Source organism: Phreatobacter sp. (assembly GCF_051860605.1).
GTDB lineage: Bacteria > Pseudomonadota > Alphaproteobacteria > Rhizobiales > Phreatobacteraceae > Phreatobacter.
This window is the reverse complement of sequence record NZ_JBHYDR010000016.1, coordinates 1-22662: the sequence shown is the minus strand read 5'-3', so window position 1 is coordinate 22662 and position 22662 is coordinate 1. Positions and strand designations below refer to the sequence as shown.

Here is a 22662-nt window from a genome sequence, read left to right as displayed (position 1 = left end):
CGGGTGCCATGCGCTGACCCATTCAGGCGCTGCGGAAGGCGACGAAGCGGGCGGTTTCCAGCAGAACAGCCGCCTTCTCCCCGAAGGGCGCCAACTGCCCGGACGCGGTGGCCAGCAGGCGCGTCAGTTCGTCACGCGCCCAGTCGGCCCCCTTGATTGACACTAGCGTGGCCTTGCCGCGGGCAGCATCCTTTCCCGTGGCCTTGCCGGCGCTTTCGGCATCCCCCTCCAGGTCGATCAGATCGTCGGCGATCTGGAAGGCGAGGCCCACGGTCTCGCCGAAACCGGTGAGCGCTGCCCGCCCCTGCCCGTCCGCGCCGCCGATGAGCGCCCCGGCCAGGCAGGCAAACCGGATGAGGGCGCCGGTCTTCATCGCCTGCAGGCGGCGGATATCGGGGTCGGCAAGCGGCAGCGGTGCGCCGTCGGCGAAGCGCCCCTCGGCGGCAAGGTCCAGCATCTGGCCGCCCGCCATGCCGCCGATGCCGGAGGCGCGGGCCAGTTCCAGCACGAGTTCGCAGCGGACCGCCGGATCGGGATGGCAGCCGGGCGCGGCGACAAGCGCGAAGGCCAGCGTCTGCAGCGCGTCCCCCACCAGGATGGCGGTAGCCTCGTCGTAGGCCTTGTGGACTGTCGGCCGGCCACGACGCAGGTCGTCGTCGTCCATGGCCGGCAGGTCGTCGTGGACCAGCGAGTAGCAGTGGACCAGTTCGAGCGCGGCTGCGGCCGCCACCGACCGCTCTTCGGGCACGCCGAACAGCCGCGCCGATTCCATGACGAGGAAGGGCCGGAGGCGCTTGCCACCGGCCAGCACGCCGTGACGCATGGCGGTGAGCAGACGATCCGGCCGCACGATCTCGCCGGACAGCGGTGCCTCTGCCAGCGCCTCATCCAGAACGGCCTCGACCAGCGCGGCGGCGTTGGCAAGCCGGGCTTCGAAGTCGGCAGACGGCAGGTCGGCAGTCATCATCGCCGAGCCGTGGCCGAGGCCGAGGGCGCCGTCAAGGCCCGGCGTCAGCCGCCCCGCTCCTTGCGCAGCCTCGTCCACCATTCCATGCGCTTCTGCACTTCCCGCTCGAAGCCGCGCTCCACCGGCCGGTAGAAGCTCTGCCGTCCCAGGGCCTCGGGCCAGTAGTCCTGGCCGGAAAAGGCATCGGGCTGGTCGTGGTCATAGGCATAGCCGTCGCCATAGCCTTCCGACTTCATCAGCTTCGTCGGTGCGTTGAGGATGGCTTTTGGCGGCATCAGGCTGCCATGGGCCTTCGCCGTGGCACTTGCCGCCTTCCAGGCCGTGTAGGCGGCGTTCGACTTCGGGGCGGTGGCGACATAGAGCACGGCCTGGGCGAGCGCCAGTTCGCCCTCCGGCGACCCCAGGAAATCATAGGCATCCTTGGCGGCGTTGGCGACGACCAGCGCCTGCGGATCGGCGAGGCCGATATCCTCCACGGCCATGCGCACCACGCGGCGCGCGATGAACAGCGGGTCCTCGCCGGCATCCAGCATGCGCGCCAGATAATAGAGCGCGGCATCGGGATCGGAGCCGCGAACGGTCTTGTGGAGCGCGGAAATGAGGTTGTAATGGCCCTCCTGAGCCTTGTCGTAGATCGGCGCCCGGCGCTGGACGACGGCGGCAAGGCCTGCCGTGTCGAAGACCTCGCCCTCCCCGGCCGCGCGCCAGACCTCCTCGGCGAGCGTCAGCACCGCCCGGCCGTCGCCATCGGCCATGCGGATCAGCGCGGCGCGGGCATCGGCATCGACCGGCAGCGGTCGACCGTCCAGTGCCTCGGCGCGCGCCACCAGCTTCTCCAGCGCCTCCGCGTCGAGCGCGCGGAAGGTCAGCACACGCGCCCGCGACAGGAGCGCGGCATTGAGCTCGAAGGACGGATTCTCGGTGGTGGCGCCGACAAGGATCACCGTGCCGTCCTCGACGACGGGCAGGAAGGCATCCTGCTGCGAGCGGTTGAAGCGGTGGATCTCGTCGACGAAAAGCAGCGTGCCACGGCCCTGCATCCGGAGGCCGCGGGCCTGCTCGAATACCTTCTTGAGATCGGCCACACCGGTGAAAATGGCCGAGATCTGCGTGAAAGCGAGATCGGTCTCGCCCGCCAGCAGGCGCGCAACCGTGGTCTTTCCGGTGCCCGGCGGCCCCCAGAAGATGAGCGAGCCGAGCGAGCGGGTTCGCAGGAGACGCGTCAGCGCGCCGTCCGGCCCGGTCAGGTGCTCCTGTCCGGCGACCTCGGCGAGAGTCGTGGGCCGCAGCCGGTCGGCAAGCGGCCGCGGCGCGCGCGGGTCGGGGCCAGCGGCCTCAAAGAGGTCCACCTCACCCGCCCAGGATGGAGTTGATCACCTGGCCCTGCCGGTCGATCTGGAAGCGCCAGAGACGGGACCGCTGGGCGGTCGCCTGCTGGAGATCCTCGGGCGCGGCGATCTCCCGGCCGTTGACGCCGACCACGACATCGCCGGGCTGGAGACCGACCTGCGCGGCCGGCGAGCCCGGTTCGATCGCGATGATGACCACGCCCTGGTCGCGATGGCTGATCCGCAGTTCATCGGCCATGCCCGGCGAGAGGGTCGCCACCCGCGCGCCCTGGAACGGTGAGGCGCCGGTGATGGTGAGCGCATCCTGCCCGCCGCGCGGGGCCGGCTCGAGCGCCACGGGCACCACGAGATTGCGGCCGGCGCGGGTGACGGCGAGGCTGGCATTGCCGCCGATGGGGCGGATGCCGAAGCGATAGCCGAAGCCGTCGGGGCTCTCGACCGGATGGGCATCGACCGCGGTGATGAGATCGCCGACGCGCAGGCCGGCGCGGGCCGCCGGCGAATTGGGAACGATGGAGACGATCAGGGCGCCGGCCGGGCGTGCCAGGCGCAGGCTCTCGGCGACATCGGGCGTCACCTGCTGCAGGCGGGCGCCGAACCAGGGGCGCTGGACGGTCTGGCTGCCGGCGCGGGCCGATTCGATCACCACCCGCACCATGGCGGTCGGGATGGCGAAGCCGATGCCGTGGCTGCCGCCGGAACGGGAGAAGATCGCCGTGTTCACGCCGACGAGGCGACCGGCCATGTCGACCAGGGCGCCGCCCGAATTGCCGGGATTGATGGCGGCGTCGGTCTGGACGAAGGACTGGTAGTCGGTGACGCCGACCTGGCTGCGGGCGAGCGCCGAGACGATGCCCTGCGTCACCGTCTGGCCGACGCCGAACGGATTGCCGATGGCCAGAACGATGTCACCGACCTCGAGGGCATCGGAATCGCCAAGCTCCAGCACGGCCAGATCGGCCGGCGGCGTCCGGATGCGCAGCACGGCAAGGTCCGTGCGCGGGTCGCGAAGCACGATATCGACCTCGAACTCGCGCCGGTCGGCGAGCGCGATCTTCACCTCCGTCATGTTCTGGATGACGTGGTTGTTGGTGATGACGAGGCCGCTGCGGTCGACGATCACGCCGGAGCCGAGGGAGCGTGCGACCTCGGCCCGGCCGGGCGCCTGCTGGCCGCCGCGATCGCCGAAGAATCGGCGGAACATCGGGTCGTCGAAGAAGGGGTGGTTCTGCACCTGCTCGACGCGCGCGCCATAGACATTGACGACCGCGGGGGCCGCGCGCCGCACGACGGGCGCGAAGGAGAGCTGCACCTCGGCCCGGGACTGGGGCGCCTGGCGCTGCACCGGCTGGGAGGTCGCCGGGGCGAGGGTTGCAACAACGAGGCTGGCGGCGAGAAGGAGCGAGGATCGGGTCATACCGCCAATATAGATGCCGCTTCCCCCGGCCGGAAGGGACAGGCCAGGCACTGCGTTGCCCAGGGGTCACAGGTCGCGTGCAAGCTGCTCCGGCCGCGCGGCGGGGCCTTGCCGCTCGGGCAGGCCTTCCGCTATCAAAATCATGGCTCAACGTCGCAACAGGGAGGGCCGAATGCAGATCGCCACGCTCGCCGCTCCCGCAGGCCGTCCCCGCCGCTAGGCCGGACGCTGCCGAGGACCACCGAAGCCGGTCCCGAGCCCCTTTTCCAGTTCTCATCCTTCCGCTCCGGCCCTGCGCCGTGATTCGCACGGGCCCCTTCCGGAGCCGGCCACCCTCGGGTGCCGGGCACACATCATGTCAATGCGATCCGAAACCGGGCGGCCCGAGCCGTTCCGTGCCGTCTTTGCCTTCACCTTCCGCCACTGGGCGCGGGCGCCGCGGCAGACCGCCATGGTGGCCGGCGCCTTCCTGGCCGCGACGACGGCGGAGTTCCTGATCCCGGTCTATGCCGGGCGGCTGGTCGATGCCGCTGCCATGCCCGCCGGCGGGCTTGAGGCGGCCCTGTGGGCGCTTGCCGGCATGCTGGCGCTGGGCGTTGTCATGGTCCTGTTCCGCCATGCCGCGTTCATCGCCATCACCGGGCTGACTCTGAAGACCATGAGCGCCACCGCCCAGGATGCCTTCGCGCGGCTCCAGCGATTCTCGACCGACTGGCATGCGAGCCATTTCGCCGGCTCGACCGTGCGCAAGATCACGCGCGGCATGTGGGCACTCGATCTCCTGCACGACACGATCCTCGGCGCGCTCTGGCCGTCGGTGGTCGTTCTGGTCGGCACGACGGCGCTGCTGGCCTGGCGCTGGCCGGCCATGGGCCTGGTCGTGCTCGCCGGATCGATCCTCTATGTGGCGCTGACGGTGGTCCTGTCGCTGAACTACGTGGCGCCGGCAGCCCGGCTCGCCAATGCCTGGGACACGCGCGTCGGCGGCGCGCTGGCCGATGCCATCACCTGCAATCCGGTGGTGAAGGCCTATGGTGCCGAGGCGCGGGAGGACGACCGGCTTGCCGATGCGCTGTCGCTCTGGGCCCGCAAGACGCGGCGCGCCTGGGTGCGCGGGACCTTCTCCGGTACAGCGCAGCAACTGGTGCTGCTGGGGCTCAGGGCATCGGTGGTCGGCCTGGTCATCTGGCTCTGGGCCAAGGGGCAGGCGACACCGGGCGAGGTCGCCTTCGTGCTGACCTCCTATGCGGTCGTCCACGGCTATCTGCGCGATGTCGGCCAGCACGTCCACAACCTGCAGCGCTCGGTGAACGACATGGAGGAACTGGTCGCCATGGACGCCCTGCCCTTTGGCGTGGCGGACAGGCCGGGAGCCGAGCCGATCGCGGTGACCGCCGGCGCGATCGTCTTCGACCGCGTGACCTTCCACTATGGCGGCCATGCCGAGCCGCTGTACCGTGATTTCTCGGTCCGGATCGCGGCCGGCGAGAAGATCGGCCTTGTCGGCCATTCCGGGTCCGGCAAGACCACCTTCGTCAAGCTGGTGCAGCGGCTCTACGACGTCACCGCCGGGCGCATTCTGGTCGATGGGCAGGAGATTGCCGGGGCGACGCAGGACAGCCTGCGCGCGCAGATGGCCATCGTCCAGCAGGAGCCGATCCTGTTCCACCGCTCGCTGGCCGAGAACATCGCCTATGGCCGGCCGGGCGCCAGCCAGGGCCAGATCGAGCAGGCCGCCCGCCTCGCCAACGCGCACGACTTCATCGCGCGCCTGCCGGCCGGCTACCAGACGCTCGTCGGCGAACGCGGCGTGAAGCTGTCGGGCGGCTAACGCCAGCGCGTGGCACTGGCCCGGGCCTTTCTGGCCGATGCGCCCATCCTGATTCTCGACGAGGCCACGTCCAGCCTCGATTCGGAATCGGAGGCGGTCATCCAGCAGGCGGTCGAACGGCTGATGGCAGGCCGCACGACGATCGTCATCGCCCACCGGCTCTCGACGGTCAGGGCCATGGACCGCATCCTCGTCTTCGACCGCGGCAGGGTGGTCGAGGAAGGCCGGCACGAAGTCCTCCTGCAGCGACCGGGCGGGGCCTACCGGGCCCTGTTCGAGCGGCAGGTTTCGGAACTGGCCAAGGGCCTTCAGGAGCCCTGATGCGGCGCGGCCCCCCTCCCGGGGCGGGCCGCTGCGGCATCCGCGCGATGCATCCGTGCCAGTTGACCATGAGCTGCCGGACCGTGACGCTCCCGGTCCAGTCATTGCGAGGAAAACCCATGTCCACCCCCATCGACTTCACCGCCGGCAATTATCGTTACGTGCCGAGCGTCTTCCAGTATTCGGCGGGTGCAGAGGCCCTGCCCGGCTTCCATGTCGAGCGGGTGATGTTCCGCAAGCCCGTGCCGCTCAGGCAGGGTTTCGAGCGCATCGCCGCCCATATCCAGGCGGCCGGACGGCCGCTGACCGCCTTCTGTGCCTGCGAACTGCGGTCCCCGGCGCCGTTCGACGATGCCGGCTTCAAGGCCTTCAACGAGATCTATGTCGGCACGCTCAGCCAGTGGGGCATCTACGATGCGGCCACGAAAGCCAATCCGGTGGCGCGCTCCAATGTCTGCCCGGAGATCGGCGGGCCGCCGGAGCCCTCGTTCCACGCCTTCTCCTTCGTGGCGGCGGGCGATGCCGCCGGCCCCCAGTTCGTCATCTCCGGTTCCGGCGAGGCGCGCGAAGGGGCCGGCTCCTATGCCGAGCGCATCGTCCGTCTGAACGAGACGACACCCGATGCCATGCGCGAAAAGGCCGTCTTCGTGCTCGGCCAGATGGAAAAGCGCATGGGCGCCTTCGGCCACGGCTGGGACGCAACCACCGCGGTGCAGGCCTATACGGTCCATGACCTGCATTCCTACATGGCCGAGGAGATCGTCTCGCGCGGCGCGGCGCGGGCCGGGCTGACATGGCACTTCAACCGGCCTCCGGTCATCGGTCTCGACTACGAGATGGATTGCCGCAGCGTCGCCGTCGAACGCGCCCTCTGATGGCCCCGGCGCGGACCTGGCGCGATTTTCTCGCCCCGGTCCTCGCCGGCTATTGCGGATTGCTGATCGGCGTCGGCATGGGCCGCTTCGGCTATCCGCCGCTGATCCCGGCCATGGTGGAGGCCGGCTGGGCGACGCCGACCGAACTGCACCTGGCCGGCGCCTTCAACCTCGCCGGCTATATCGTCGGGGCGGGAACGGCGCTGGCCACGGCCCGCGCGTTCGGGGTGCGGCCGGCGATCGCGCTGGCCGCCCTCGTCTCGGTGCTGAGTTTCGCGCTGTCCGCCATCCCCCTGCCCGGCTGGGCCTTCATCGCGCTGCGGGCCCTGTCAGGCGCCACGGGCGGGGTGCTGATGATCGTCATTCCGCCGGTCATCGCCAATGCGGTCGCGCCGTCCCACAAGGGGCGCGCGAGCGGGCTCGCCTTTGCCGGCGTCGGCACGGGCTTCGTGCTGTCGGGCACGGCGGTGCCAGCCTTTGCCGCCTCGGGACCGGCCCCGGCCTGGCTCGCGCTCGCTGCGGTGCTGGCCGTGGCGAGCGTGGTGATGCTGGCCCTGCTGCCCCGCTCGGCCCCGCCGCAGGCCGCCCGCCGCGGCGATCCCGCGCCGGCCTGGCGCCGGGAGCCGGCCTTTCTCGGGCTAGCTGCGGCCTATTGCGGGGCGGCCGTCGGCTATGTGCCGCACACGATCTTCTTCGTCGATCACGTCGCCCGCGATCTCGGCTTCGGTCTTGCGGTCGGGGGCTGGATCTGGGTCGCGGCCGGCATCACCGCCGTCTGCGCGCCGATGGTGGCCGGCATCGCGGCCGACCGGTTCGGCTATGCCCGGGTGCTGCGGGTGATCGTGGCGCTCATGGCCATCGGCGCGGCCATTCCGGCGCTGAGCCACAATCTCGCGCTGCTGACGCTGTCGGCGATGATGGCCGGCGGGCTGATGATCGGGCTGGGCGCCTCGACCGCCGGCCGGACCCGCGAGATCGTCGGTGCTGAGGCGCACACCGCCGCCTGGGCCCTGCAGACGGTCGCCTTCGCCATCGTCCAGGCGGCAGCGGCCTATGCCTTCACCGCCCTGCTGGCGTCGACCAGCAGCCACAGCCTGGTCTTCGCGCTTGCCGCCGCGATCATGGCATCGGGACTGGCGGCGGAACTGGCGACTGCGCGGCAACCGCGCAAGTCCGGCCCGTAAGCCAACCCTTGACACAGAAAAAGGGCGGCCACCGGGCCGCCCTCGACAGGCCCGCGCCGAAACGCGAGCCCTGACTTTCCTGAGCGCAGGCGGATCAGGCCGCTTCCTGCTCCGTCGAGCGGGCCTGGACCGGACCGGAATCCTTGCCCTTGGCCTCGACGTCGCGGTCGACGAACTCGATCACCGCCACAGGCGCATTGTCGCCATAGCGGAAACCGGCCTTCAGCACGCGGGTGTAGCCACCCTGGCGCGACTGGTAGCGCGGCCCGAGAACCTCGAACAGCTTCTTGACCATGTGGATGTCGCGGATCTGCGACACCGCCTGGCGGCGGGCGTGCAGATCGCCGCGCTTGCCGAGCGTCACCAGCTTCTCGACGATCGGACGCAGGTCCTTCGCCTTCGGCAGGGTGGTGACGATCTGCTCGTGCTTGATCAGCGCCGCACACATATTGGCAAACATCGCCTTGCGATGCTCGGCCGTGCGGTTGAACTTGCGGTGGGCTTTGCCATGACGCATCGCCTTGTCCTCCGATAGCCCGCGGACCTCACGGTCGGCGGGGGAATGATCAGTAATGGTCCTCGAAGCGCTTGGCGAGCTCTTCGATATTCTCCGGCGGCCAGCCCGAAACCTCCATGCCGAGGTGGAGGCCCATCTGGGCAAGCACTTCCTTGATCTCGTTCAGCGACTTGCGCCCGAAATTCGGCGTGCGGAGCATTTCCGCCTCCGTCTTCTGGATCAGGTCACCGATATAGACGATATTGTCGTTCTTCAGGCAGTTGGCCGAGCGGACCGAAAGCTCCAGCTCGTCGACCTTCTTGAGGAGCGCCGGGTTGAACGCCAGGTCCGGGATCGACTCCTGGACGACTTCCTTGCGCGGCTCCTCGAAGTTCACGAAGATTTCGAGCTGGTCCTGCAGGATGCGCGCGGCATAGGCGATGGCATCGTCCGGCGAGACCGAGCCGTTGGTCTCGAGGGAGAGCGTCAGCTTGTCGTAGTCCAGCACCTGGCCCTCGCGGGTCGGCGAGACCTGATAGGACACCTTCTTCACCGGCGAATAGAGGCTGTCGACCGGGATGAGTCCGATCGGGGCATCCTCGGGGCGGTTCTTCTCGGCCGGGACATAGCCCTTGCCGGTGTTGACGGTGAACTCCATGCGGATGGAGGCCCCCTCGTCGAGCGTGCAGATCTGCAGATCCGGGTTCAGCACCACCACGTCGCCGACCGTCTGGATGTCGCCGGCGGTCACCACGCCGGGGCCTTCCTTGCGCACGACCATGCGCTTGGGGCCCTCGCCCGGCATCTTGATGGCGATGTCCTTGATGTTGAGGATGATGTCGGTCACGTCCTCGCGCACGCCGGCAATCGAGGAGAACTCGTGCAGAACGCCGTCGATCTGGACGGCCGAGACGGCGGCGCCCTGGAGCGAGGACAGGAGGATGCGGCGCAGGGCATTGCCGAGCGTCAGGCCGAAGCCACGCTCAAGCGGCTCGGCCACGGCGGTGGCAAAGCGCTTGGGATCATCACCCGGAGTGATTTCGAGCTTCTCCGGCTTGATCAGTTCCTGCCAGTTCTTCTGGATCACGGTTTTCACCTTCGCTTGGACTGGCCGCTGTCTCGTCCCCTGCAGGACCTTGACGGCCGGGTACCCTCGACGTGGAGGGGCATGACATCGCCGGCCGCTACAGGCCGGGCCGGCGATGGCGAGAGAGGGTTGTCGTCAGACGCGGCGGCGCTTGCGCGGCCGGCAGCCATTGTGCGGGATCGGCGTCACATCGCGGATCGAGGTCACCGTGAAGCCGGCAGCCTGCAGCGCGCGCAGGGCCGATTCGCGGCCCGAACCGGGACCGGACACCTCGACCTCGACGGTGCGCATGCCGTGCTCGGACGCCTTGCGGGCAGCGTCCTCGGCCGCGACCTGGGCGGCATAGGGGGTCGACTTGCGCGAACCCTTGAAGCCCATGGTGCCGGACGACGACCAGGCGATGGTGTTGCCCTGCGCGTCCGTGATCGTGATCATCGTGTTGTTGAACGAGGCGTTCACGTGGCACACGCCCGAGGCGATGTTCTTGCGCTCGCGGCGGCGTACGCGGGTGGCTTCCTTGGCCATAGATTTCTCTGTCCTTGTCCTTCAGGCGCGCCCGTAATGCCAGGCGCTCGGGAAACGTCCGGGGCGGCAGGCCCCGCAGCCGGGATTACTTCTTCTTGCCGGCGATCGGCTTGGCCGGGCCCTTGCGGGTGCGGGCATTGGTGTGGGTGCGCTGGCCACGGACCGGAAGGCCCTTGCGGTGACGCAGGCCGCGGTAGCAGCCCAGATCCATCAGGCGCTTGATGTTCATCGACACTTCGCGGCGAAGGTCGCCCTCGACCATGTAGTCGCGGTCGATGGTCTCGCGGACGGCCAGGACTTCCTGGTCGGTCAGCTGGTTCACGCGGCGATCGGCCGGGATCTTGACCTTGTCGCAGATCTCGGCGGCATACCGGGCACCGATGCCGTGGATGTACTGCAGCGCGATGACCACGCGCTTGTTGGTCGGGATGTTGACACCCGCGATACGAGCCATGTCTCGTCTCCATGTGACCGCGCCAGTGGCGCGATTGAGATGAACCGGGCGTCCGGTGGAGGCCGGCCCTTGCCCAGTGTCCGAAAACGATCAGGTTCCGCCTGCTGGGCAGACAGAACCCTTCGAGAGCCGTCGTTCGGACGAGACGGGCCGCATAGCGGCTCCCGCCCCGTCCGTCAACTGCAAAATGCCCGAAGGGCTCAGGCGGGGCCGGTTCCGAGGATGCGGGCGATGGCGCCCGTGACCTCGTCGATCGGTGCCATGCCGTCGACCGACTGCAGTGCGCCCCGGCCGGCATAGTAGGCCGAGACCGGAGCGGTCTGGGCCCGATACGCATCGAGCCGCTTTTTCAGGGCCTCGGCGTTGTCGTCCGCACGGACCGGCTCGCCGCGGGCCTGCATCTCCGCCACGCGCCGCTCGATCCGGCCGACCAGAGCGGCCTCGTCGACCTTGAGCTCGATCACCACGTCCAGCGCGATGTCCTTGCCCGCCAGCATGGCGTCGAGCGCCTCGGCCTGGGCGACCGTGCGCGGGAAGCCGTCGAGAATGAAGCCGCGCGCCGCGTCCGGCTGGCCGATCCGGTCCGAGATGATCCCGACCACGATCTCGTCGGAGACGAGTTCGCCCCGCGCCATGACATCCTTGGCCCTGAGCCCGATCGGCGAGCCCGCCGCGACGGCTGCGCGCAACATGTCACCGGTCGACAGCTGCACGATTCCGTGCCGATCGACCAGCCGCTGGGCCTGGGTTCCCTTTCCGGCCCCCGGTGGCCCGAGCAGTATGAGCCTCATCTGCGTTTCCCCCGAAGTTGCGATTTCTTGATGAGCCCTTCGTACTGATGGGCCAGCAGATATCCCTGCACCTGCGCCACGGTATCGAGCGTGACCGTGACCACAATCAGCAGCGACGTGCCTCCCAGCAGATAGAAGCTCTGGCCGAGTTGGGAAATCAGCATTTCGGGCAATAGACAGACGACCGTGATGTAGGCCGCGCCGATGACGGTGACGCGGGTCAGCACGTAGTCGATATACTGCGCGGTCTTCTCGCCCGGCCGGATGCCCGGGATGAACCCGCCATACTTGCGCAGATTGTCGGCCGTCTCGGTCGGATTGAACACGATGGCCGTGTAGAAGAAGCAGAAGAAGATGATCAGCAGCGCATAGAACGCCATGAACAGCGGCTGGCCGTGGCCGAGCAGCTGGGCGGTCAGGCGCAGCCACTCCGCCGGATTGGTCTGGAACGACAGCGCGGTCGTTGGCAGCAGCAGCAGCGAGGAGGCGAAGATCGGTGGAATCACGCCCGCCGTGTTCAGCTTCAGTGGCAGGTGCGAGGAATTGCCCTCGAACACCTTGTTGCCCTGCTGACGCTTTGGATACTGGATGAGCAGCCTGCGCTGGGCGCGCTCGAAGAACACGATCACGGCGATCGTCACCGCCACCATCAGGAGCAGGGCCAGCAGCAGCGGCGTGGAGATGACGCCCTGCCGGCCGAGTTCGAAGGCCTGGGCCAGAACGCTCGGCAGCTCCGCCACGATACCGGCAAAGATGATCAGCGAGATGCCGTTGCCGATGCCGCGCTGGGTGATCTGCTCGCCGAGCCACATCAGGAACATGGTGCCGCCGGTGAGCGTGATCACCGTGGTCAGCACGAAGAACAGGCCCGGACTGGTCACCACGGTGCCGGAGGACTGCAGGCCCACCGCGATCGCCCACGACTGGAACACGGCCAGCACGACGGTCAGATAGCGGGTGTACTGGTTGATCTGCTTGCGGCCCTGCTCACCGTCCTTCTTCAGCTTCTCAAGCTCGGGAACAACGGCTGTCAGAAGCTGGATGATGATGGAGGCCGAGATGTAGGGCATGATGTTCAGGGCGAAGATCGCCATGCGCCCGACGGCACCGCCGGCGAACACGTTGAACATGGCCAGCACGCCGGTCTGCGACGAGAAGATCTGGCGCAGCGCCTCGGGATCGATGCCCGGCAACGGGACATAGGTGCCGATCCGGTAGACGATCAGAACGCCGAGCGTGAACCAGATGCGCTTCTTCAGGTCCTCGGCCTTGGCCAGGGCGCCGAAGTTGAGATTGGCTGCCAGTTGTTCCGCTGCCGATGCCATGGTGGCTCCGATGCCTGAATGATGCGGGCCGGGCGGACCGGCCAAAGTCGCTTTCACTTAACGATCCGGGAGCCGGGACGCCAGCCCCGCCGGAGCGTTGCCCGGTCGCATGGGACCGGATCGGCACGGGGCGGGACAAGAAAGGGCCGGTCCTGTCAGAACCGGCCCTCGTGTCGTCTCGTCTCATGCGGCCGCCTGGCCGGGGTCAGGCCGCAGCTTCGGCCTTCGGCTTGATCACCGCGACCGAGCCGCCGGCCTTCTCGATGGCGGCAACCGCGCCGGCCGAGGCACCGTGGACGGTGAGGTCCAGCTTCGCCGTGATCTCACCGGTCGCGACGATGCGGATGCCGTCGCGCGCCCGGCGCACCACGCCGGAGGCGACGAGGCCCGCCTCGTCCACCGAACCGGCGGCAAGCTTGCCGGAATCGACGGCACGCTGCAGGCGCGCCAGCGTCACTTCCACCAGCGAGGGCCGGAAGATGTTGTTGAAGCCGCGCTTCGGCAGGCGCCGATGAAGCGGCATCTGGCCACCCTCGAAGCCCTTGATGGCAACGCCGGACCGCGACTTCTGGCCCTTCACGCCCCGGCCGGAGGTCTTGCCCTTGCCGGAACCGATGCCGCGACCGACGCGCATCTTGCGATGCGTCGCGCCGGTATTGTCCTTCATGTCGGTGAGTTTCATCGGTTTCACTCCTCGACCACTTTCACGAGGTGAGCCACCTTCGCGATCATGCCGCGAACGGCCGGAGTATCCTCCAGCGTGGCGCGACGGTGCAGCTTATTGAGCTTGAGACCGATCAGGGTGGCCCGCTGCGACTGCTCGCGGCGGATCGGCGATCCGGTCTGCTCGATGGTGACGGTTGATTTGCTGGCCATGGGTCCGATCCTTACGCGTCGCCCTCGCCTTCCTCCTGGCGGCGGGCCTGGAGGACCGACACCTTGAGGCCGCGGCGCGCCGCGACGGAGCGCGGGCTGTCCTGATTCTTCAGCGCGTCGAAGGTGGCGCGCACCATGTTGTAGGGGTTCGACGAGCCCATCGACTTGGCGACGACATCGGCAAGGCCGAGCGTCTCGAAGACGGCGCGCATCGGACCGCCGGCGATGATGCCGGTGCCGACCGGAGCCGAGCGCAGCAACACCTTGCCGGCGCCGTGGCGTCCGTTGACGTCGTGATGGAGCGTGCGCCCCTCACGCAGGGCCACGCGGATGAAGCCGCGCTTGGCCGCTTCCGTTGCCTTGCGGATCGCCTCCGGCACCTCGCGGGCCTTGCCGTGGCCGAAGCCGACGCGGCCCTTCTGGTCACCCACGACGACGAGTGCTGCAAAGCCGAAGCGTTTGCCGCCCTTCACCGTCTTGGAGACGCGGTTGATGTGCACGAGCTTGTCGACGAATTCGCTGTCGCGCTCTTCGCGGTTACGCTCGCGTTCACGTTCCCGAGCCATGTTCAGTCCTTTCGGCGGCCAGGCCGCCCGTATCCCGTTAGAAGCTCAGGCCACCCTCGCGGGCGCCGTCGGCGAGCGCCTTGACGCGCCCGTGGAACAGATAGCTGCCGCGGTCGAAGACCACCGTGTCGACGCCAGCCTTGACGGCGCGTTCCGCGATGAGCTTGCCGACAGCGGCGGCTGCGGCCTGGTCGGCGCCGGTCTTCAGCGACGTACGCAGATCCTTTTCCATTGACGAGGCACTCGCGACCGTCACGCCCTTCTCGTCGTCGATCACCTGCGCATAGATGTGCTTCGACGAACGGAAGACAGACAGCCGCGGACGCCCATTTGCCGCCCGGCGGAGCGCCAGACGGACACGCGCCTTGCGACGCTCCGATGCATCCTTCGTATTGGCCATAGCCAGCTCCTTTGAACGGGCACGACGGGATCCGGGAGGCGGCCGAGGGCCGTCCGGCATCGCGCCCCGCAGGACGAACAGCCCCGGACCGGGGCCGGCGCCTTACTTCTTCTTGCCTTCCTTGCGGAAGATGAACTCACCCGCGTAGCGGACGCCCTTGCCCTTGTAGGGCTCCGGACCGCGATAGTCGCGGATCTCGGCGGCGACCTGGCCCACCTGCTGCTTGTCGATGCCGGAGATCACGATCTCGGTCGGCTTCGGCGTCACGACAGTGATGCCTTCGGGCACGGGGTAATTGACATCGTGACTGTAGCCGAGCGCAAGGTTCAGCACCTTGCCCTGGGCCGCGGCACGATAACCGACACCGGTGATCTCCAGCTTCTTCTCGAAGCCCTGGGTCACTCCGGTGGCGAGATTGGCGATGCGGGTGCGCGACATGCCCCACATGGAGCGGGCGCGCTTGCCCTGGTCGCGCGGGTCGACCGTGATCACGTTGCCCTCGACCTTGACGATGATGTCGTCGGGGCAGGTGAAGGCCAGTTCGCCCTTCGGGCCCTTGACCTTGACGGTCTGCCCGGAGAGCTGGGCGCTGACGCCCGCCGGCAGTTCGACCGGCTTCTTTCCGATACGGGACATGGGTTCGATCCTTGATCCTTGGGGAGAGCGCTGCAGGTCAGAAGACCGTGCAGAGCACCTCTCCGCCCACGTTCTTCTCACGAGCCTCGTGATCGGCCATCACGCCCTTGGGGGTCGAGATGATGGTGATGCCGAGGCCGTTGGCCACGCGCGGACCGCCGCCGACACCCGCATAGACCCGACGTCCCGGCTTGGACACGCGGGCGATCTCGCGGATGACCGGCGAGCCGTCGAAATACTTGAGTTCGATCTCGAACTCCGAGCGGCCGTTCGGATGGGTGACGGTCATGTAGTCGCGGATGAAGCCTTCCGACTTGAGCACGTCGAGCACACGGGCACGCAGCTTCGAGCCCGGCGTGATGACGCGGGTCTTGCGGCGCATCTGCGCGTTGCGGATGCGGGTCAGCATATCGCCGAGCGGATCGTTGAGAGCCATGATGGGTCCCCTCCTCTCACCAGCTCGACTTCAGGAGGCCCGGAACGAGCCCCTTGTTGCCGAGTTCACGCAGAGCCACGCGGCTCATGCCGAGCTTGCGATAGAACGCCCGCGGACGGCCGGTCACTTCGCAACGATTCTTGATGCGGACGCGCGCGCCGTTGCGCGGCAGGCTCGCCAGCTTCACGGTGGCCGCAAACCGCTCCTCGATGGAGAGCGACTGGTCCATGACGGTCGCCTTGAGCGCAGCGCGCTTCTTGGCGTCCCGCGCGACCAGTGTGCGGCGGCGGTTGTTCTTTTCGATGGAGCTCTTTTTCGCCATCGGTTTCTCCTGGTTTCCGCGTCTGGGACGGGCTTCTAGGACGATCTAGGAACCCGGCTCACTGCCGGAACGGGAAGTTGAAGGCCTTGAGGAGAGCGCGAGCTTCCTCGTCGGTCTTCGCGGTGGTGCAGACGATGATGTCCATGCCCCAGATCTGGTCGACCTTGTCGTAGCTGATCTCGGGGAACACGACGTGCTCCTTCAGGCCGAGGGCGAAGTTGCCATGGCCGTCGAAGCTCTTCGGGTTCAGGCCGCGGAAGTCGCGGACGCGCGGGAGCGCAACCGTGACCAGGCGGTCCAGGAAGTCGTACATCCGCTGCTTGCGCAGGGTGACCTTGCAGCCCAGCGGCATGTTCTCGCGAACCTTGAAGTTCGAGATCGCCTGCCGCGCCCGGGTGATGACCGGCCGCTGGCCGGCGATCAGGGCGAGATCGGCGGCCGCGACGGTCGCCTTCTTGGAATCGGCGGTGGACTCGCCAACGCCCATGTTGATCACGACCTTCTCGATCGTCGGCACTTCGAGCGGGTTCTTGTAGCCGAACTGCTCGACCAGCGTCTTGCGGACGACGGTGTCGTAATGCGTCTTGAGACGCGGGGTGTAGGCCGCCTCAGCCATCGATCGTCTCCCCGGACTTCTTGGCCACGCGGACCTTGGTGCCGTCGGTCAGGACCTTGAAGCCGATACGGGTCGGCTTGCCGGTCTTCGGGTCGGCATAGGCCAGGTTGGACAGGTGGATCGGGCTCTCCTTGGAGATGATCCCGCCTTCCTGGGTCTGGCTCTGGCGCTGGTGGCGCTTGACGACATTGACGCCGCGGACGAGCGCACGCTCTTCCTTCGGCATGACCTGGATCACCTCGCCGGTCCGACCCTTGTCGCGACCGGTGAGGACGACCACGCGGTCACCCTTCTTGATCTTGGCGGCCATTACAGCACCTCCGGCGCAAGCGAGATGATCTTCATGTGGTTCTTGGCGCGCAGCTCGCGCGGAACCGGTCCGAAGATGCGGGTGCCGATCGGCTCCTTCTGGTTGTTGATCAGCACGGCCGCATTGCGGTCGAAGCGGATCACCGAACCGTCCAGGCGGCGGATATCCTTGGCGGTGCGCACGACGACCGCCTTCATGACGTCGCCCTTCTTCACGCGGCCGCGCGGGATCGCCTCCTTCACCGACACCACGATGATGTCGCCGACATGGGCGTAACGGCGCTTGGCACCGCCGAGCACCTTGATGCACATGACGCGGCGTGCGCCCGAATTGTCCGCCACATCGAGATTGGTTTGCATCTGGATCATGACGCAACCTCTTCCTTTCGCGCCCGTCTCGGGTCACCCCGACGGCGGCGCGCTGTTCTCAACCACGCCGGGAGCTCACGCCCTCGGCAGCACGACCCAACGCTTCAGCTTCGAGAGGGGCTTGCCCTCCTCGATGCTCACCACGTCTCCGACCTTGAACACGTTGCCCTCGTCGTGGGCGTGGTAGTTCTTGGTCCGGCGAACCGTCTTCTTCAGCAGCGGATGCGTGAAGCGGCGCTCCACCTTCACCACCACCGTCTTTTCCTGCTTGTCGCTGACGACAATGCCCTCGAGCACACGCTTCGGCATATGCCCTCTCCTTATTTCTTCTCGCCGCGCTTCTGCGCGGCGACGGTCTTGACGCGGGCGATGTCGCGGCGAACCTGGCGGACGCGCGCGACGTTCTCAAGCTGACCGGTGGCCTTCTGGAAGCGCAGGTTGAACTGCTCCTTCTTCAGGTCCCCCAGCTGACCCTCGAGCTCGTCGAGGGTCTTGGTCCGGATCTCTTCGGCCTTCATGACCCTCTCCTCACTCGGCGATGCGCTGGACGAAGCGCGTCTTGATCGGCAGCTTTGCGGCGGCCAGTTCAAGCGCCCGGCGCGCGACATCGGCGGCGACGCCGTCGAGCTCGAACATGATACGGCCGGGGGCCACGCGGGCCGCCCAGTACTCGTTGCCGCCCTTGCCCGATCCCATGCGGACTTCCGCCGGCTTCTTCGACACCGGAATGTCGGGGAAGATGCGGATCCAGACGCGACCGGCGCGCTTCATCTCGCGGGTCATCGCGCGGCGGGCCGCCTCGATCTGACGCGCGGTGATCCGCTCGGGCTCCATTGCCTTCAGGCCGAACTGGCCGAAGTTGAGTTCGGTGCCGCCCTTCGAGGCGCCGTGGATACGGCCCTTGAACTGCTTGCGGTACTTGGTTTTCTTGGGCTGAAGCATGGCTCTAGACCTTCATCCTCACGCCGCTTCGCGGTCCTGGCCGCGCGAACGGCGGGTCGAGCCCTCGCCCTCGGCCAGTTTCTTGTCCTGGGCCATGGGATCGTGCTCCATGATCTCGCCCTTGAAGATCCACACCTTCACGCCGCACGTCCCGTAGGTCGTGTAGGCGGTGGCCGTGCCGTAATCGACATCGGCACGCAGGGTGTGAAGCGGCACGCGACCTTCGCGATACCATTCGAGGCGAGCGATCTCGGCGCCGCCGAGACGGCCCGAGCAGTTGATGCGGATGCCTTCGGCACCCAGCCGCATCGCCGACTGGACCGCACGCTTCATGGCGCGACGGAAGGCCACGCGGCGCTCCAGCTGCTGGGCGATCGAGTCGGCCACCAGCATGGCATCCGTCTCCGGCTTCCTGATCTCGACGATGTTGATGACGACCTCGGCATTGGTCATCTTCGCCACCACCTTCTTCAGCTTGTCGATGTCGGCGCCCTTCTTGCCGATCACGATACCCGGACGGGCCGAGTGGATCGTGACACGGCATTTGCGGTGCGGACGCTCGATGATGATCTTCGAGACGGCCGCCTGCTTGAGGAGCTTCATCAGCTCGCGCCGGATCTTCAGGTCCTCGTGCAGCAGCCGGGAATACTCGCCCTTGTTGGCAAACCAGCGCGAGTCCCAGGTCCGGTTGATGCCGAGGCGAAAGCCGACCGGATTGATCTTCTGACCCATCGTTCCCTCCTCAGGCCTTGGCTTCCTCGACCTGACGAACAACGATCGTCAGGTGCGAGAACGGCTTCTCGATCCGGGCACCACGACCGCGGGCGCGGGCGTGGAAGCGCTTCAGGACGAGGGCCTTGCCGACATGGGCCTCGGCGACGATCAGATCGTCGACGTCGAGGTCGTGGTTGTTTTCGGCATTGGCGATGGCGCTCTCAAGACACTTCTTGACATCGCCGGCGATACGCTTGCGCGAGAATTCGAGGTCCGCGAGGGCATTCTCGACCGGCTTGCCGCGGATCAGCGCGGCAACCAGATTGAGCTTGCGCGGCGAGACGCGCAGCATGCGCGCGATCGCCTTGGCCTCGTTGTCCTTGAGCGCGCGGGGAGTGGCTGGCTTACCCATGGTTCACTCACCTCCGCTTCGCTTTCTTGTCGGCCGCATGGCCGTAGAATGTCCGGGTCGGCGAGAACTCGCCGAACTTGTGGCCGACCATTTCCTCGGAGACCTGCACCGGGACATGCTTCTGGCCGTTGTAGACGCCGAACGTCAACCCGACGAAATGCGGGAGGATCGTAGAGCGGCGGCTCCAGATCTTGATGACCTCATGCCGTCCCGACGAGCGGGACGTTTCGGCCTTCTTCAGGAGGTATCCGTCGACGAACGGACCTTTCCAGACGGAACGTGCCATGACGGGCCTCTGTTACTTCTTCTTCGAATGACGGCTCGAAACGATGAACCTGTCGGTCCGCTTGTTCGAGCGCGTCTTCTTGCCCTTGGTCGGGAAGCCCCAGGGCGTGACAGGGTGACGGCCGCCCGAGGTGCGGCCCTCGCCGCCGCCGTGCGGATGGTCGATCGGGTTCATCGCGACGCCGCGATTGTGCGGACGCCAGCCGAGCCAGCGGTTCCGACCGGCCTTGCCGATCGAGACGTTCATGTGGTCCGGGTTGGACACCGCGCCGACCGAGCCGAGGCAACGGCCGTGGACCAGACGCTGTTCGCCCGAGTTCAGGCGAAGGATGACATAGCCCTCGTCGCGACCGACGATCTGGGCATAGGTGCCGGCCGAACGGGCCATGGCGCCACCCTTGCCGATCTTCAGTTCGACATTGTGCACGATCGTGCCGACCGGCATGCTGAACAGCGGCATCGCGTTGCCCGGCTTCACGTCGACGCTCTCGCCGGCGATGACCGTGTCGCCGACAGCCAGGCGCTGCGGCGCCAGGATGTAGGACAGCTCGCCGTCGGCATATTTGATCAGCGCGATGAAGGCCGAACGGTTCGGGTCATACTCGATCCGCTCCACGACGGCCGCCACGTCGAACTTGCGACGCTTGAAATCGACCAGGCGGTAGGACCGCTTGTGACCACCGCCACGAAAGCGCGTGGTGATGCGGCCGAGATTGTTGCGGCCGCCCGTGGACGACTTGCCCTCGGTCAGCGTCTTGACCGGCTTGCCCTTGTAGAGGCTGGAGCGATCGACCAGGACGAGCTGGCGAAGGCCCGGCGTGATAGGTTTGAAGGTCTTGAGTGCCATGACTGATACCCCCGCCTTACAGACCGGTCGTGATGTCGATGGAGTGGCCCTCGGCGAGGGTCACGACCGCCTTCTTCACGTCCGAACGCCGGCCGAGAACGCCCTTGAACCGCTTGGTCTTGCCCTTCTGGACGAGCGTGTTCACGCTCTTGACCTTCACGTCGAAAAGCTTCTCCACCGCCGCCTTGATCTGCGGCTTGGTGGCATCGATGGCCACCTTGAAGACAACCTGATTGTGTTCCGCGACCAGCGAGCCCTTCTCGGTGATCAGCGGCGACTTGATGACGTCGTAGTGACGCGGATCGACGGTGCTCATTTGAAGCGCGCCTCCAGCGCATCAACGGCCGCCTTGGTCAGGACCAGCGTGTTGCGGCGCATGATGTCGTAGACGTTGATGCCCTGGACGGGCAGCACATCGACGAGGGGGATGTTGCGGGCAGCCAGGGCGAAGTTGCGATCGACCTCGGCGCCGTCGATGAACAGCACGCTCTTGAAGCCGAGCTTCTCGAACTGCGCCTTCAGCGACTTGGTCTTGCTGGCCTCGGCGGCGGCGCTCTCGATCACGACGATCGAACCGGCCTTCACCTTGCTGGACAGGGCATGCTTCAGCCCGAGCGCGCGGACCTTCTTCGGCAGCGCATGTTCGTGGCTGCGCGGCGTCGGGCCGAACGAGCGACCACCACCGCGGAAGAGGTTGGCACGCGCGGAATGGTGGCGGGCCGAACCCGTTCCCTTCTGCTTGTACATCTTCTTGCCGGTGCGATGGATCTCGGCGCGGTTCTTGACGTCGTGCGTGCCGGCGCGCCGCTTGGCGAGCTGCCAGCGCACCACGCGGTGCAGGATGTCGGCGCGCGGCTCCAGGCCGAAGATCTCGTCGGAGAGATCAACGGAGCCGGCGTCTGCGCCTTCGAGGGTCTTGACTGTCAGTTTCATCTCAACCCTCCGTCGTCTCGGCGGCGACAGGAGCGGCTTCGGCGCCCGGCAGCTTGAAGCTGCCCGGCATCGGGACGTCCTTCGGCAGCGGCTTCTTCACCGCATCGCGCACGAGGATCCAGCCGCCCTTCGAACCGGGAACGGCGCCCTCGACCATGATGATGCCGCGCTCCGTGTCGGTGCGGACAACCTTCAGGTTCTGGGTCGTGACACGGACGACGCCCATATGGCCGGCCATGCGCTTGTTCTTGAACACCTTGCCCGGATCCTGGCGGTTGCCGGTGGAACCGTGCGAGCGGTGGGAGACCGACACACCGTGAGTGGCGCGCAGACCGCCGAAATTGTGCCGCTTCATGGCACCGGCAAAGCCCTTGCCCTGGCTGGTGCCCGTCACATCGACGAACTGGCCGGCGATGAAATGGTCAGCCGAGATGCGGGCACCGACCGGCAGCACTTCCTGCTCGCCGACGCGGAACTCGACGATCTCGTGCTTCGGCTCGACCTTGGCGACGGCAAAATGGCCGCGCTGGGCCTTCGACGTGTTCTTCACCTTGGCCAGGCCCGCGCCGAGCTGCAGGGCGGTATAGCCGTCCTTCTCCGCCGTGCGGTGGGCGACGACCTGACAGTCGTCGAGCACCAGCACCGTCACGGGGACGTGCTCGCCTCCATCGGTGAAGATGCGGGTCATCCCCATCTTCTTGGCAATCACACCGGAACGCATCGCGCGCATTCCTCGTTTTGGGGTCGTCCTGACGTCCGTGACCGGACCGGAGAGGACCCTTGGGGTTCAATGGTGATGCGCCTTGCGGTGCATCGGCACTTCATGCGGCGGACCTTCAGGCCCGCCTTCGCATCACAGCTTGATCTCGACGTCGACACCGGCGGCCAGGTCGAGTTTCATCAGCGCATCGACCGTCTGCGGGGTCGGATCGACGATGTCGAGGAGCCGCTTGTGGGTGCGGATCTCGAACTGCTCGCGCGACTTCTTGTCGATGTGCGGCGAGCGGTTCACCGTGAACTTCTCGATCCGCGTCGGCAGCGGGATCGGCCCGCGGACCTGGGCGCCCGTGCGCTTCGCCGTGTTGACGATCTCGCGCGTCGAGGTGTCCAGGACCCGATGGTCGAACGCCTTGAGGCGGATCCGGATGTTCTGGTTCATGGGTTCGCCCCTTCAAGGCAAAACGAAAGGGACGCGCGCTGACGCGCGTCCCTGCGGATGACGGTCACTCGATGATGGTTGCGACGACGCCGGCGCCGACCGTGCGGCCGCCCTCGCGGATGGCGAAGCGCAGCTTCTCCTCCATGGCGATCGGCACGATCAGGTTCACCGTCATGGCGATGTTGTCGCCCGGCATCACCATCTCCGTGCCCTCGGGC

32 protein-coding genes and 2 pseudogenes are annotated in these 22662 nt (G+C 67.3%); 3 read left to right on the top strand and 31 right to left on the bottom strand.

Translation table 11 applies throughout. The features are described 5' to 3' along the window. Window positions 1-22 precede the first annotated feature (22 nt). The 3 genes from ACTIFS_RS20810 to ACTIFS_RS20800 are packed head-to-tail and all read right to left on the bottom strand — an operon-like array spanning window position 23 to window position 3733. Window positions 23-964, bottom strand: coding sequence for a polyprenyl synthetase family protein (locus ACTIFS_RS20810; RefSeq protein ID WP_439576074.1), 942 nt, complete (start codon window positions 962-964; stop codon window positions 23-25). Window positions 965-1011: 47 nt separating this feature from the next. After that, complete coding sequence (locus ACTIFS_RS20805) at window positions 1012-2316, bottom strand: replication-associated recombination protein A (RefSeq protein WP_439576039.1); 1305 nt, start codon at window positions 2314-2316, stop codon at window positions 1012-1014. A 1-nt stretch (window position 2317) separates the two neighbouring features. Next, the gene (locus tag ACTIFS_RS20800) at window positions 2318-3733 is read right to left on the bottom strand and encodes a DegQ family serine endoprotease (RefSeq protein WP_439576038.1); all 1416 of its coding nucleotides are present in this window, start codon (window positions 3731-3733) and stop codon (window positions 2318-2320) included. Window positions 3734-4088: 355 nt separating this feature from the next. Between ACTIFS_RS20800 and ACTIFS_RS20795 the strand changes: the two are divergent. From ACTIFS_RS20795 to ACTIFS_RS20785, 3 genes and pseudogenes are all read left to right on the top strand, one after another. After that, window positions 4089-5885, top strand: a pseudogene (locus ACTIFS_RS20795) (ABC transporter ATP-binding protein). A 119-nt stretch (window positions 5886-6004) separates the two neighbouring features. After that, window positions 6005-6760, top strand: coding sequence for a 2-amino-5-chloromuconate deaminase CnbZ (gene cnbZ, locus ACTIFS_RS20790; protein ID WP_439576037.1), 756 nt, complete (start codon window positions 6005-6007; stop codon window positions 6758-6760). Further along, a complete protein-coding gene (locus ACTIFS_RS20785) occupies window positions 6760-7944 on the top strand; it encodes a YbfB/YjiJ family MFS transporter (RefSeq protein ID WP_439576036.1) in 1185 nt (394 codons plus the stop codon). The genes cnbZ and ACTIFS_RS20785 overlap by 1 nt, the downstream gene beginning before the upstream one ends. A gap of 94 nt (window positions 7945-8038) precedes the next feature. Here the strand turns inward: ACTIFS_RS20785 and rplQ are convergent, their stop codons facing one another. From rplQ to tuf, 28 genes and pseudogenes are all read right to left on the bottom strand, one after another. Then, window positions 8039-8461, bottom strand: coding sequence for a 50S ribosomal protein L17 (rplQ, locus tag ACTIFS_RS20780; protein ID WP_439576035.1), 423 nt, complete (start codon window positions 8459-8461; stop codon window positions 8039-8041). 49 nt (window positions 8462-8510) lie between these two features. Then, on the bottom strand, window positions 8511-9527 hold the full coding sequence (locus ACTIFS_RS20775) for a DNA-directed RNA polymerase subunit alpha (protein WP_439576034.1): 1017 nt from the start codon (window positions 9525-9527) through the stop codon (window positions 8511-8513). Between the two features lie 135 nt (window positions 9528-9662). Then, entirely contained in the window at window positions 9663-10052 is a 390-nt protein-coding gene (gene rpsK, locus ACTIFS_RS20770; protein ID WP_293424902.1) for a 30S ribosomal protein S11, read from the bottom strand. Window positions 10053-10137: 85 nt separating this feature from the next. Next, complete coding sequence (gene rpsM, locus ACTIFS_RS20765; RefSeq protein ID WP_439576033.1) at window positions 10138-10506, bottom strand: 30S ribosomal protein S13; 369 nt, start codon at window positions 10504-10506, stop codon at window positions 10138-10140. Between the two features lie 200 nt (window positions 10507-10706). Then, complete coding sequence (locus ACTIFS_RS20760; protein ID WP_439576032.1) at window positions 10707-11297, bottom strand: adenylate kinase; 591 nt, start codon at window positions 11295-11297, stop codon at window positions 10707-10709. Continuing rightward, a complete protein-coding gene (gene secY, locus ACTIFS_RS20755) occupies window positions 11294-12622 on the bottom strand; it encodes a preprotein translocase subunit SecY (protein WP_439576031.1) in 1329 nt (442 codons plus the stop codon). The genes ACTIFS_RS20760 and secY overlap by 4 nt, the downstream gene beginning before the upstream one ends. A 205-nt stretch (window positions 12623-12827) precedes the next feature. Continuing rightward, window positions 12828-13304: a 50S ribosomal protein L15 gene (rplO, locus tag ACTIFS_RS20750; protein ID WP_439576030.1), complete on the bottom strand. Its 477-nt coding sequence runs from the start codon at window positions 13302-13304 to the stop codon at window positions 12828-12830. A gap of 5 nt (window positions 13305-13309) precedes the next feature. Next, window positions 13310-13498 (bottom strand): 50S ribosomal protein L30, encoded by a 189-nt coding sequence (rpmD, locus tag ACTIFS_RS20745; RefSeq protein ID WP_439576029.1) that lies wholly within the window; start codon window positions 13496-13498, stop codon window positions 13310-13312. Window positions 13499-13509: 11 nt separating this feature from the next. Further along, window positions 13510-14064, bottom strand: a complete 555-nt coding sequence (gene rpsE / locus ACTIFS_RS20740; protein WP_439576028.1) for a 30S ribosomal protein S5 — start codon at window positions 14062-14064, stop codon at window positions 13510-13512. Window positions 14065-14101: 37 nt separating this feature from the next. Continuing rightward, the gene (gene rplR / locus ACTIFS_RS20735) at window positions 14102-14464 is read right to left on the bottom strand and encodes a 50S ribosomal protein L18 (protein WP_439576027.1); all 363 of its coding nucleotides are present in this window, start codon (window positions 14462-14464) and stop codon (window positions 14102-14104) included. Window positions 14465-14566: 102 nt separating this feature from the next. Further along, window positions 14567-15100, bottom strand: coding sequence for a 50S ribosomal protein L6 (gene rplF, locus ACTIFS_RS20730; RefSeq protein WP_439576026.1), 534 nt, complete (start codon window positions 15098-15100; stop codon window positions 14567-14569). 37 nt (window positions 15101-15137) lie between these two features. Further along, window positions 15138-15536 carry a 30S ribosomal protein S8 gene (rpsH, locus tag ACTIFS_RS20725; RefSeq protein ID WP_439576025.1) on the bottom strand — a complete coding sequence of 133 codons (399 nt, stop codon included), beginning with the start codon at window positions 15534-15536 and terminating at the stop codon, window positions 15138-15140. 16 nt (window positions 15537-15552) lie between these two features. Next, complete coding sequence (gene rpsN / locus ACTIFS_RS20720; protein ID WP_439576024.1) at window positions 15553-15858, bottom strand: 30S ribosomal protein S14; 306 nt, start codon at window positions 15856-15858, stop codon at window positions 15553-15555. Between the two features lie 58 nt (window positions 15859-15916). Further along, a complete protein-coding gene (gene rplE / locus ACTIFS_RS20715) occupies window positions 15917-16474 on the bottom strand; it encodes a 50S ribosomal protein L5 (RefSeq protein WP_439576023.1) in 558 nt (185 codons plus the stop codon). Next, a complete protein-coding gene (rplX, locus tag ACTIFS_RS20710) occupies window positions 16467-16784 on the bottom strand; it encodes a 50S ribosomal protein L24 (protein ID WP_439576022.1) in 318 nt (105 codons plus the stop codon). Before rplX ends, rplE begins: the two co-directional genes overlap by 8 nt. Beyond that, window positions 16784-17152, bottom strand: a complete 369-nt coding sequence (gene rplN / locus ACTIFS_RS20705) for a 50S ribosomal protein L14 (RefSeq protein ID WP_038312231.1) — start codon at window positions 17150-17152, stop codon at window positions 16784-16786. Before rplN ends, rplX begins: the two co-directional genes overlap by 1 nt. 75 nt (window positions 17153-17227) lie before the next feature. Further along, window positions 17228-17461: a 30S ribosomal protein S17 gene (gene rpsQ, locus ACTIFS_RS20700; protein WP_439576021.1), complete on the bottom strand. Its 234-nt coding sequence runs from the start codon at window positions 17459-17461 to the stop codon at window positions 17228-17230. 11 nt (window positions 17462-17472) lie between these two features. Beyond that, window positions 17473-17670, bottom strand: coding sequence for a 50S ribosomal protein L29 (gene rpmC, locus ACTIFS_RS20695; RefSeq protein WP_293424917.1), 198 nt, complete (start codon window positions 17668-17670; stop codon window positions 17473-17475). A gap of 10 nt (window positions 17671-17680) precedes the next feature. Continuing rightward, on the bottom strand, window positions 17681-18094 hold the full coding sequence (gene rplP, locus ACTIFS_RS20690) for a 50S ribosomal protein L16 (RefSeq protein ID WP_439576020.1): 414 nt from the start codon (window positions 18092-18094) through the stop codon (window positions 17681-17683). 18 nt (window positions 18095-18112) lie between these two features. Next, the gene (gene rpsC / locus ACTIFS_RS20685; protein WP_439576019.1) at window positions 18113-18826 is read right to left on the bottom strand and encodes a 30S ribosomal protein S3; all 714 of its coding nucleotides are present in this window, start codon (window positions 18824-18826) and stop codon (window positions 18113-18115) included. Window positions 18827-18836: 10 nt separating this feature from the next. After that, window positions 18837-19220 (bottom strand): 50S ribosomal protein L22, encoded by a 384-nt coding sequence (gene rplV / locus ACTIFS_RS20680; RefSeq protein WP_439576018.1) that lies wholly within the window; start codon window positions 19218-19220, stop codon window positions 18837-18839. 7 nt (window positions 19221-19227) lie between these two features. Continuing rightward, on the bottom strand, window positions 19228-19506 hold the full coding sequence (gene rpsS / locus ACTIFS_RS20675) for a 30S ribosomal protein S19 (RefSeq protein WP_439576017.1): 279 nt from the start codon (window positions 19504-19506) through the stop codon (window positions 19228-19230). Window positions 19507-19518: 12 nt separating this feature from the next. Beyond that, window positions 19519-20352, bottom strand: coding sequence for a 50S ribosomal protein L2 (gene rplB, locus ACTIFS_RS20670; RefSeq protein ID WP_439576016.1), 834 nt, complete (start codon window positions 20350-20352; stop codon window positions 19519-19521). 16 nt (window positions 20353-20368) lie between these two features. Then, entirely contained in the window at window positions 20369-20668 is a 300-nt protein-coding gene (locus ACTIFS_RS20665; RefSeq protein WP_439576015.1) for a 50S ribosomal protein L23, read from the bottom strand. Further along, a complete protein-coding gene (gene rplD / locus ACTIFS_RS20660) occupies window positions 20665-21285 on the bottom strand; it encodes a 50S ribosomal protein L4 (protein ID WP_439576014.1) in 621 nt (206 codons plus the stop codon). Before rplD ends, ACTIFS_RS20665 begins: the two co-directional genes overlap by 4 nt. A 1-nt stretch (window position 21286) precedes the next feature. Beyond that, window positions 21287-22006: a 50S ribosomal protein L3 gene (rplC, locus tag ACTIFS_RS20655; RefSeq protein ID WP_439576013.1), complete on the bottom strand. Its 720-nt coding sequence runs from the start codon at window positions 22004-22006 to the stop codon at window positions 21287-21289. A 132-nt stretch (window positions 22007-22138) separates the two neighbouring features. Continuing rightward, entirely contained in the window at window positions 22139-22444 is a 306-nt protein-coding gene (gene rpsJ, locus ACTIFS_RS20650; RefSeq protein ID WP_106748008.1) for a 30S ribosomal protein S10, read from the bottom strand. Window positions 22445-22508: 64 nt separating this feature from the next. Beyond that, window positions 22509-22662: pseudogene (gene tuf / locus ACTIFS_RS20645) on the bottom strand (elongation factor Tu); the annotation flags it as partial.

Coding starts and splice junctions, on each gene's coding strand:
- rpsQ (WP_439576021.1), bottom strand. CDS start 17,461: ATGCCGAAGCGTGTGCTCGAGGGCATTGTCGTCAGCGACAAGCAGGAA.
- rplV (WP_439576018.1), bottom strand. CDS start 19,220: ATGGGTAAGCCAGCCACTCCCCGCGCGCTCAAGGACAACGAGGCCAAG.
- rpsJ (WP_106748008.1), bottom strand. CDS start 22,444: ATGAACCAGAACATCCGGATCCGCCTCAAGGCGTTCGACCATCGGGTC.
- rplO (WP_439576030.1), bottom strand. CDS start 13,304: ATGAAACTCACCGACATGAAGGACAATACCGGCGCGACGCATCGCAAG.
- rplE (WP_439576023.1), bottom strand. CDS start 16,474: ATGGCTGAGGCGGCCTACACCCCGCGTCTCAAGACGCATTACGACACC.
- cnbZ (WP_439576037.1), top strand. CDS start 6,005: ATGTCCACCCCCATCGACTTCACCGCCGGCAATTATCGTTACGTGCCG.
- rplC (WP_439576013.1), bottom strand. CDS start 22,006: ATGCGTTCCGGTGTGATTGCCAAGAAGATGGGGATGACCCGCATCTTC.
- rplP (WP_439576020.1), bottom strand. CDS start 18,094: ATGCTTCAGCCCAAGAAAACCAAGTACCGCAAGCAGTTCAAGGGCCGT.
- rplX (WP_439576022.1), bottom strand. CDS start 16,784: ATGGCCGCCAAGATCAAGAAGGGTGACCGCGTGGTCGTCCTCACCGGT.
- ACTIFS_RS20810 (WP_439576074.1), bottom strand. CDS start 964: ATGACTGCCGACCTGCCGTCTGCCGACTTCGAAGCCCGGCTTGCCAAC.
- ACTIFS_RS20785 (WP_439576036.1), top strand. CDS start 6,760: ATGGCCCCGGCGCGGACCTGGCGCGATTTTCTCGCCCCGGTCCTCGCC.
- rpsS (WP_439576017.1), bottom strand. CDS start 19,506: ATGGCACGTTCCGTCTGGAAAGGTCCGTTCGTCGACGGATACCTCCTG.
- rpsE (WP_439576028.1), bottom strand. CDS start 14,064: ATGGCTCGGGAACGTGAACGCGAGCGTAACCGCGAAGAGCGCGACAGC.
- ACTIFS_RS20665 (WP_439576015.1), bottom strand. CDS start 20,668: ATGAGCACCGTCGATCCGCGTCACTACGACGTCATCAAGTCGCCGCTG.
- rplD (WP_439576014.1), bottom strand. CDS start 21,285: ATGAAACTGACAGTCAAGACCCTCGAAGGCGCAGACGCCGGCTCCGTT.
- rpsN (WP_439576024.1), bottom strand. CDS start 15,858: ATGGCGAAAAAGAGCTCCATCGAAAAGAACAACCGCCGCCGCACACTG.
- rpmD (WP_439576029.1), bottom strand. CDS start 13,498: ATGGCCAGCAAATCAACCGTCACCATCGAGCAGACCGGATCGCCGATC.
- rplQ (WP_439576035.1), bottom strand. CDS start 8,461: ATGCGTCATGGCAAAGCCCACCGCAAGTTCAACCGCACGGCCGAGCAT.
- rpsK (WP_293424902.1), bottom strand. CDS start 10,052: ATGGCCAAGGAAGCCACCCGCGTACGCCGCCGCGAGCGCAAGAACATC.
- rplF (WP_439576026.1), bottom strand. CDS start 15,100: ATGTCCCGTATCGGAAAGAAGCCGGTCGAACTGCCGGCGGGCGTCAGC.
- rpsH (WP_439576025.1), bottom strand. CDS start 15,536: ATGGCTCTCAACGATCCGCTCGGCGATATGCTGACCCGCATCCGCAAC.
- secY (WP_439576031.1), bottom strand. CDS start 12,622: ATGGCATCGGCAGCGGAACAACTGGCAGCCAATCTCAACTTCGGCGCC.
- rpsC (WP_439576019.1), bottom strand. CDS start 18,826: ATGGGTCAGAAGATCAATCCGGTCGGCTTTCGCCTCGGCATCAACCGG.
- ACTIFS_RS20800 (WP_439576038.1), bottom strand. CDS start 3,733: ATGACCCGATCCTCGCTCCTTCTCGCCGCCAGCCTCGTTGTTGCAACC.
- rpsM (WP_439576033.1), bottom strand. CDS start 10,506: ATGGCTCGTATCGCGGGTGTCAACATCCCGACCAACAAGCGCGTGGTC.
- rplR (WP_439576027.1), bottom strand. CDS start 14,464: ATGGCCAATACGAAGGATGCATCGGAGCGTCGCAAGGCGCGTGTCCGT.
- rpmC (WP_293424917.1), bottom strand. CDS start 17,670: ATGAAGGCCGAAGAGATCCGGACCAAGACCCTCGACGAGCTCGAGGGT.
- rplN (WP_038312231.1), bottom strand. CDS start 17,152: ATGATCCAGATGCAAACCAATCTCGATGTGGCGGACAATTCGGGCGCA.
- rplB (WP_439576016.1), bottom strand. CDS start 20,352: ATGGCACTCAAGACCTTCAAACCTATCACGCCGGGCCTTCGCCAGCTC.
- ACTIFS_RS20760 (WP_439576032.1), bottom strand. CDS start 11,297: ATGAGGCTCATACTGCTCGGGCCACCGGGGGCCGGAAAGGGAACCCAG.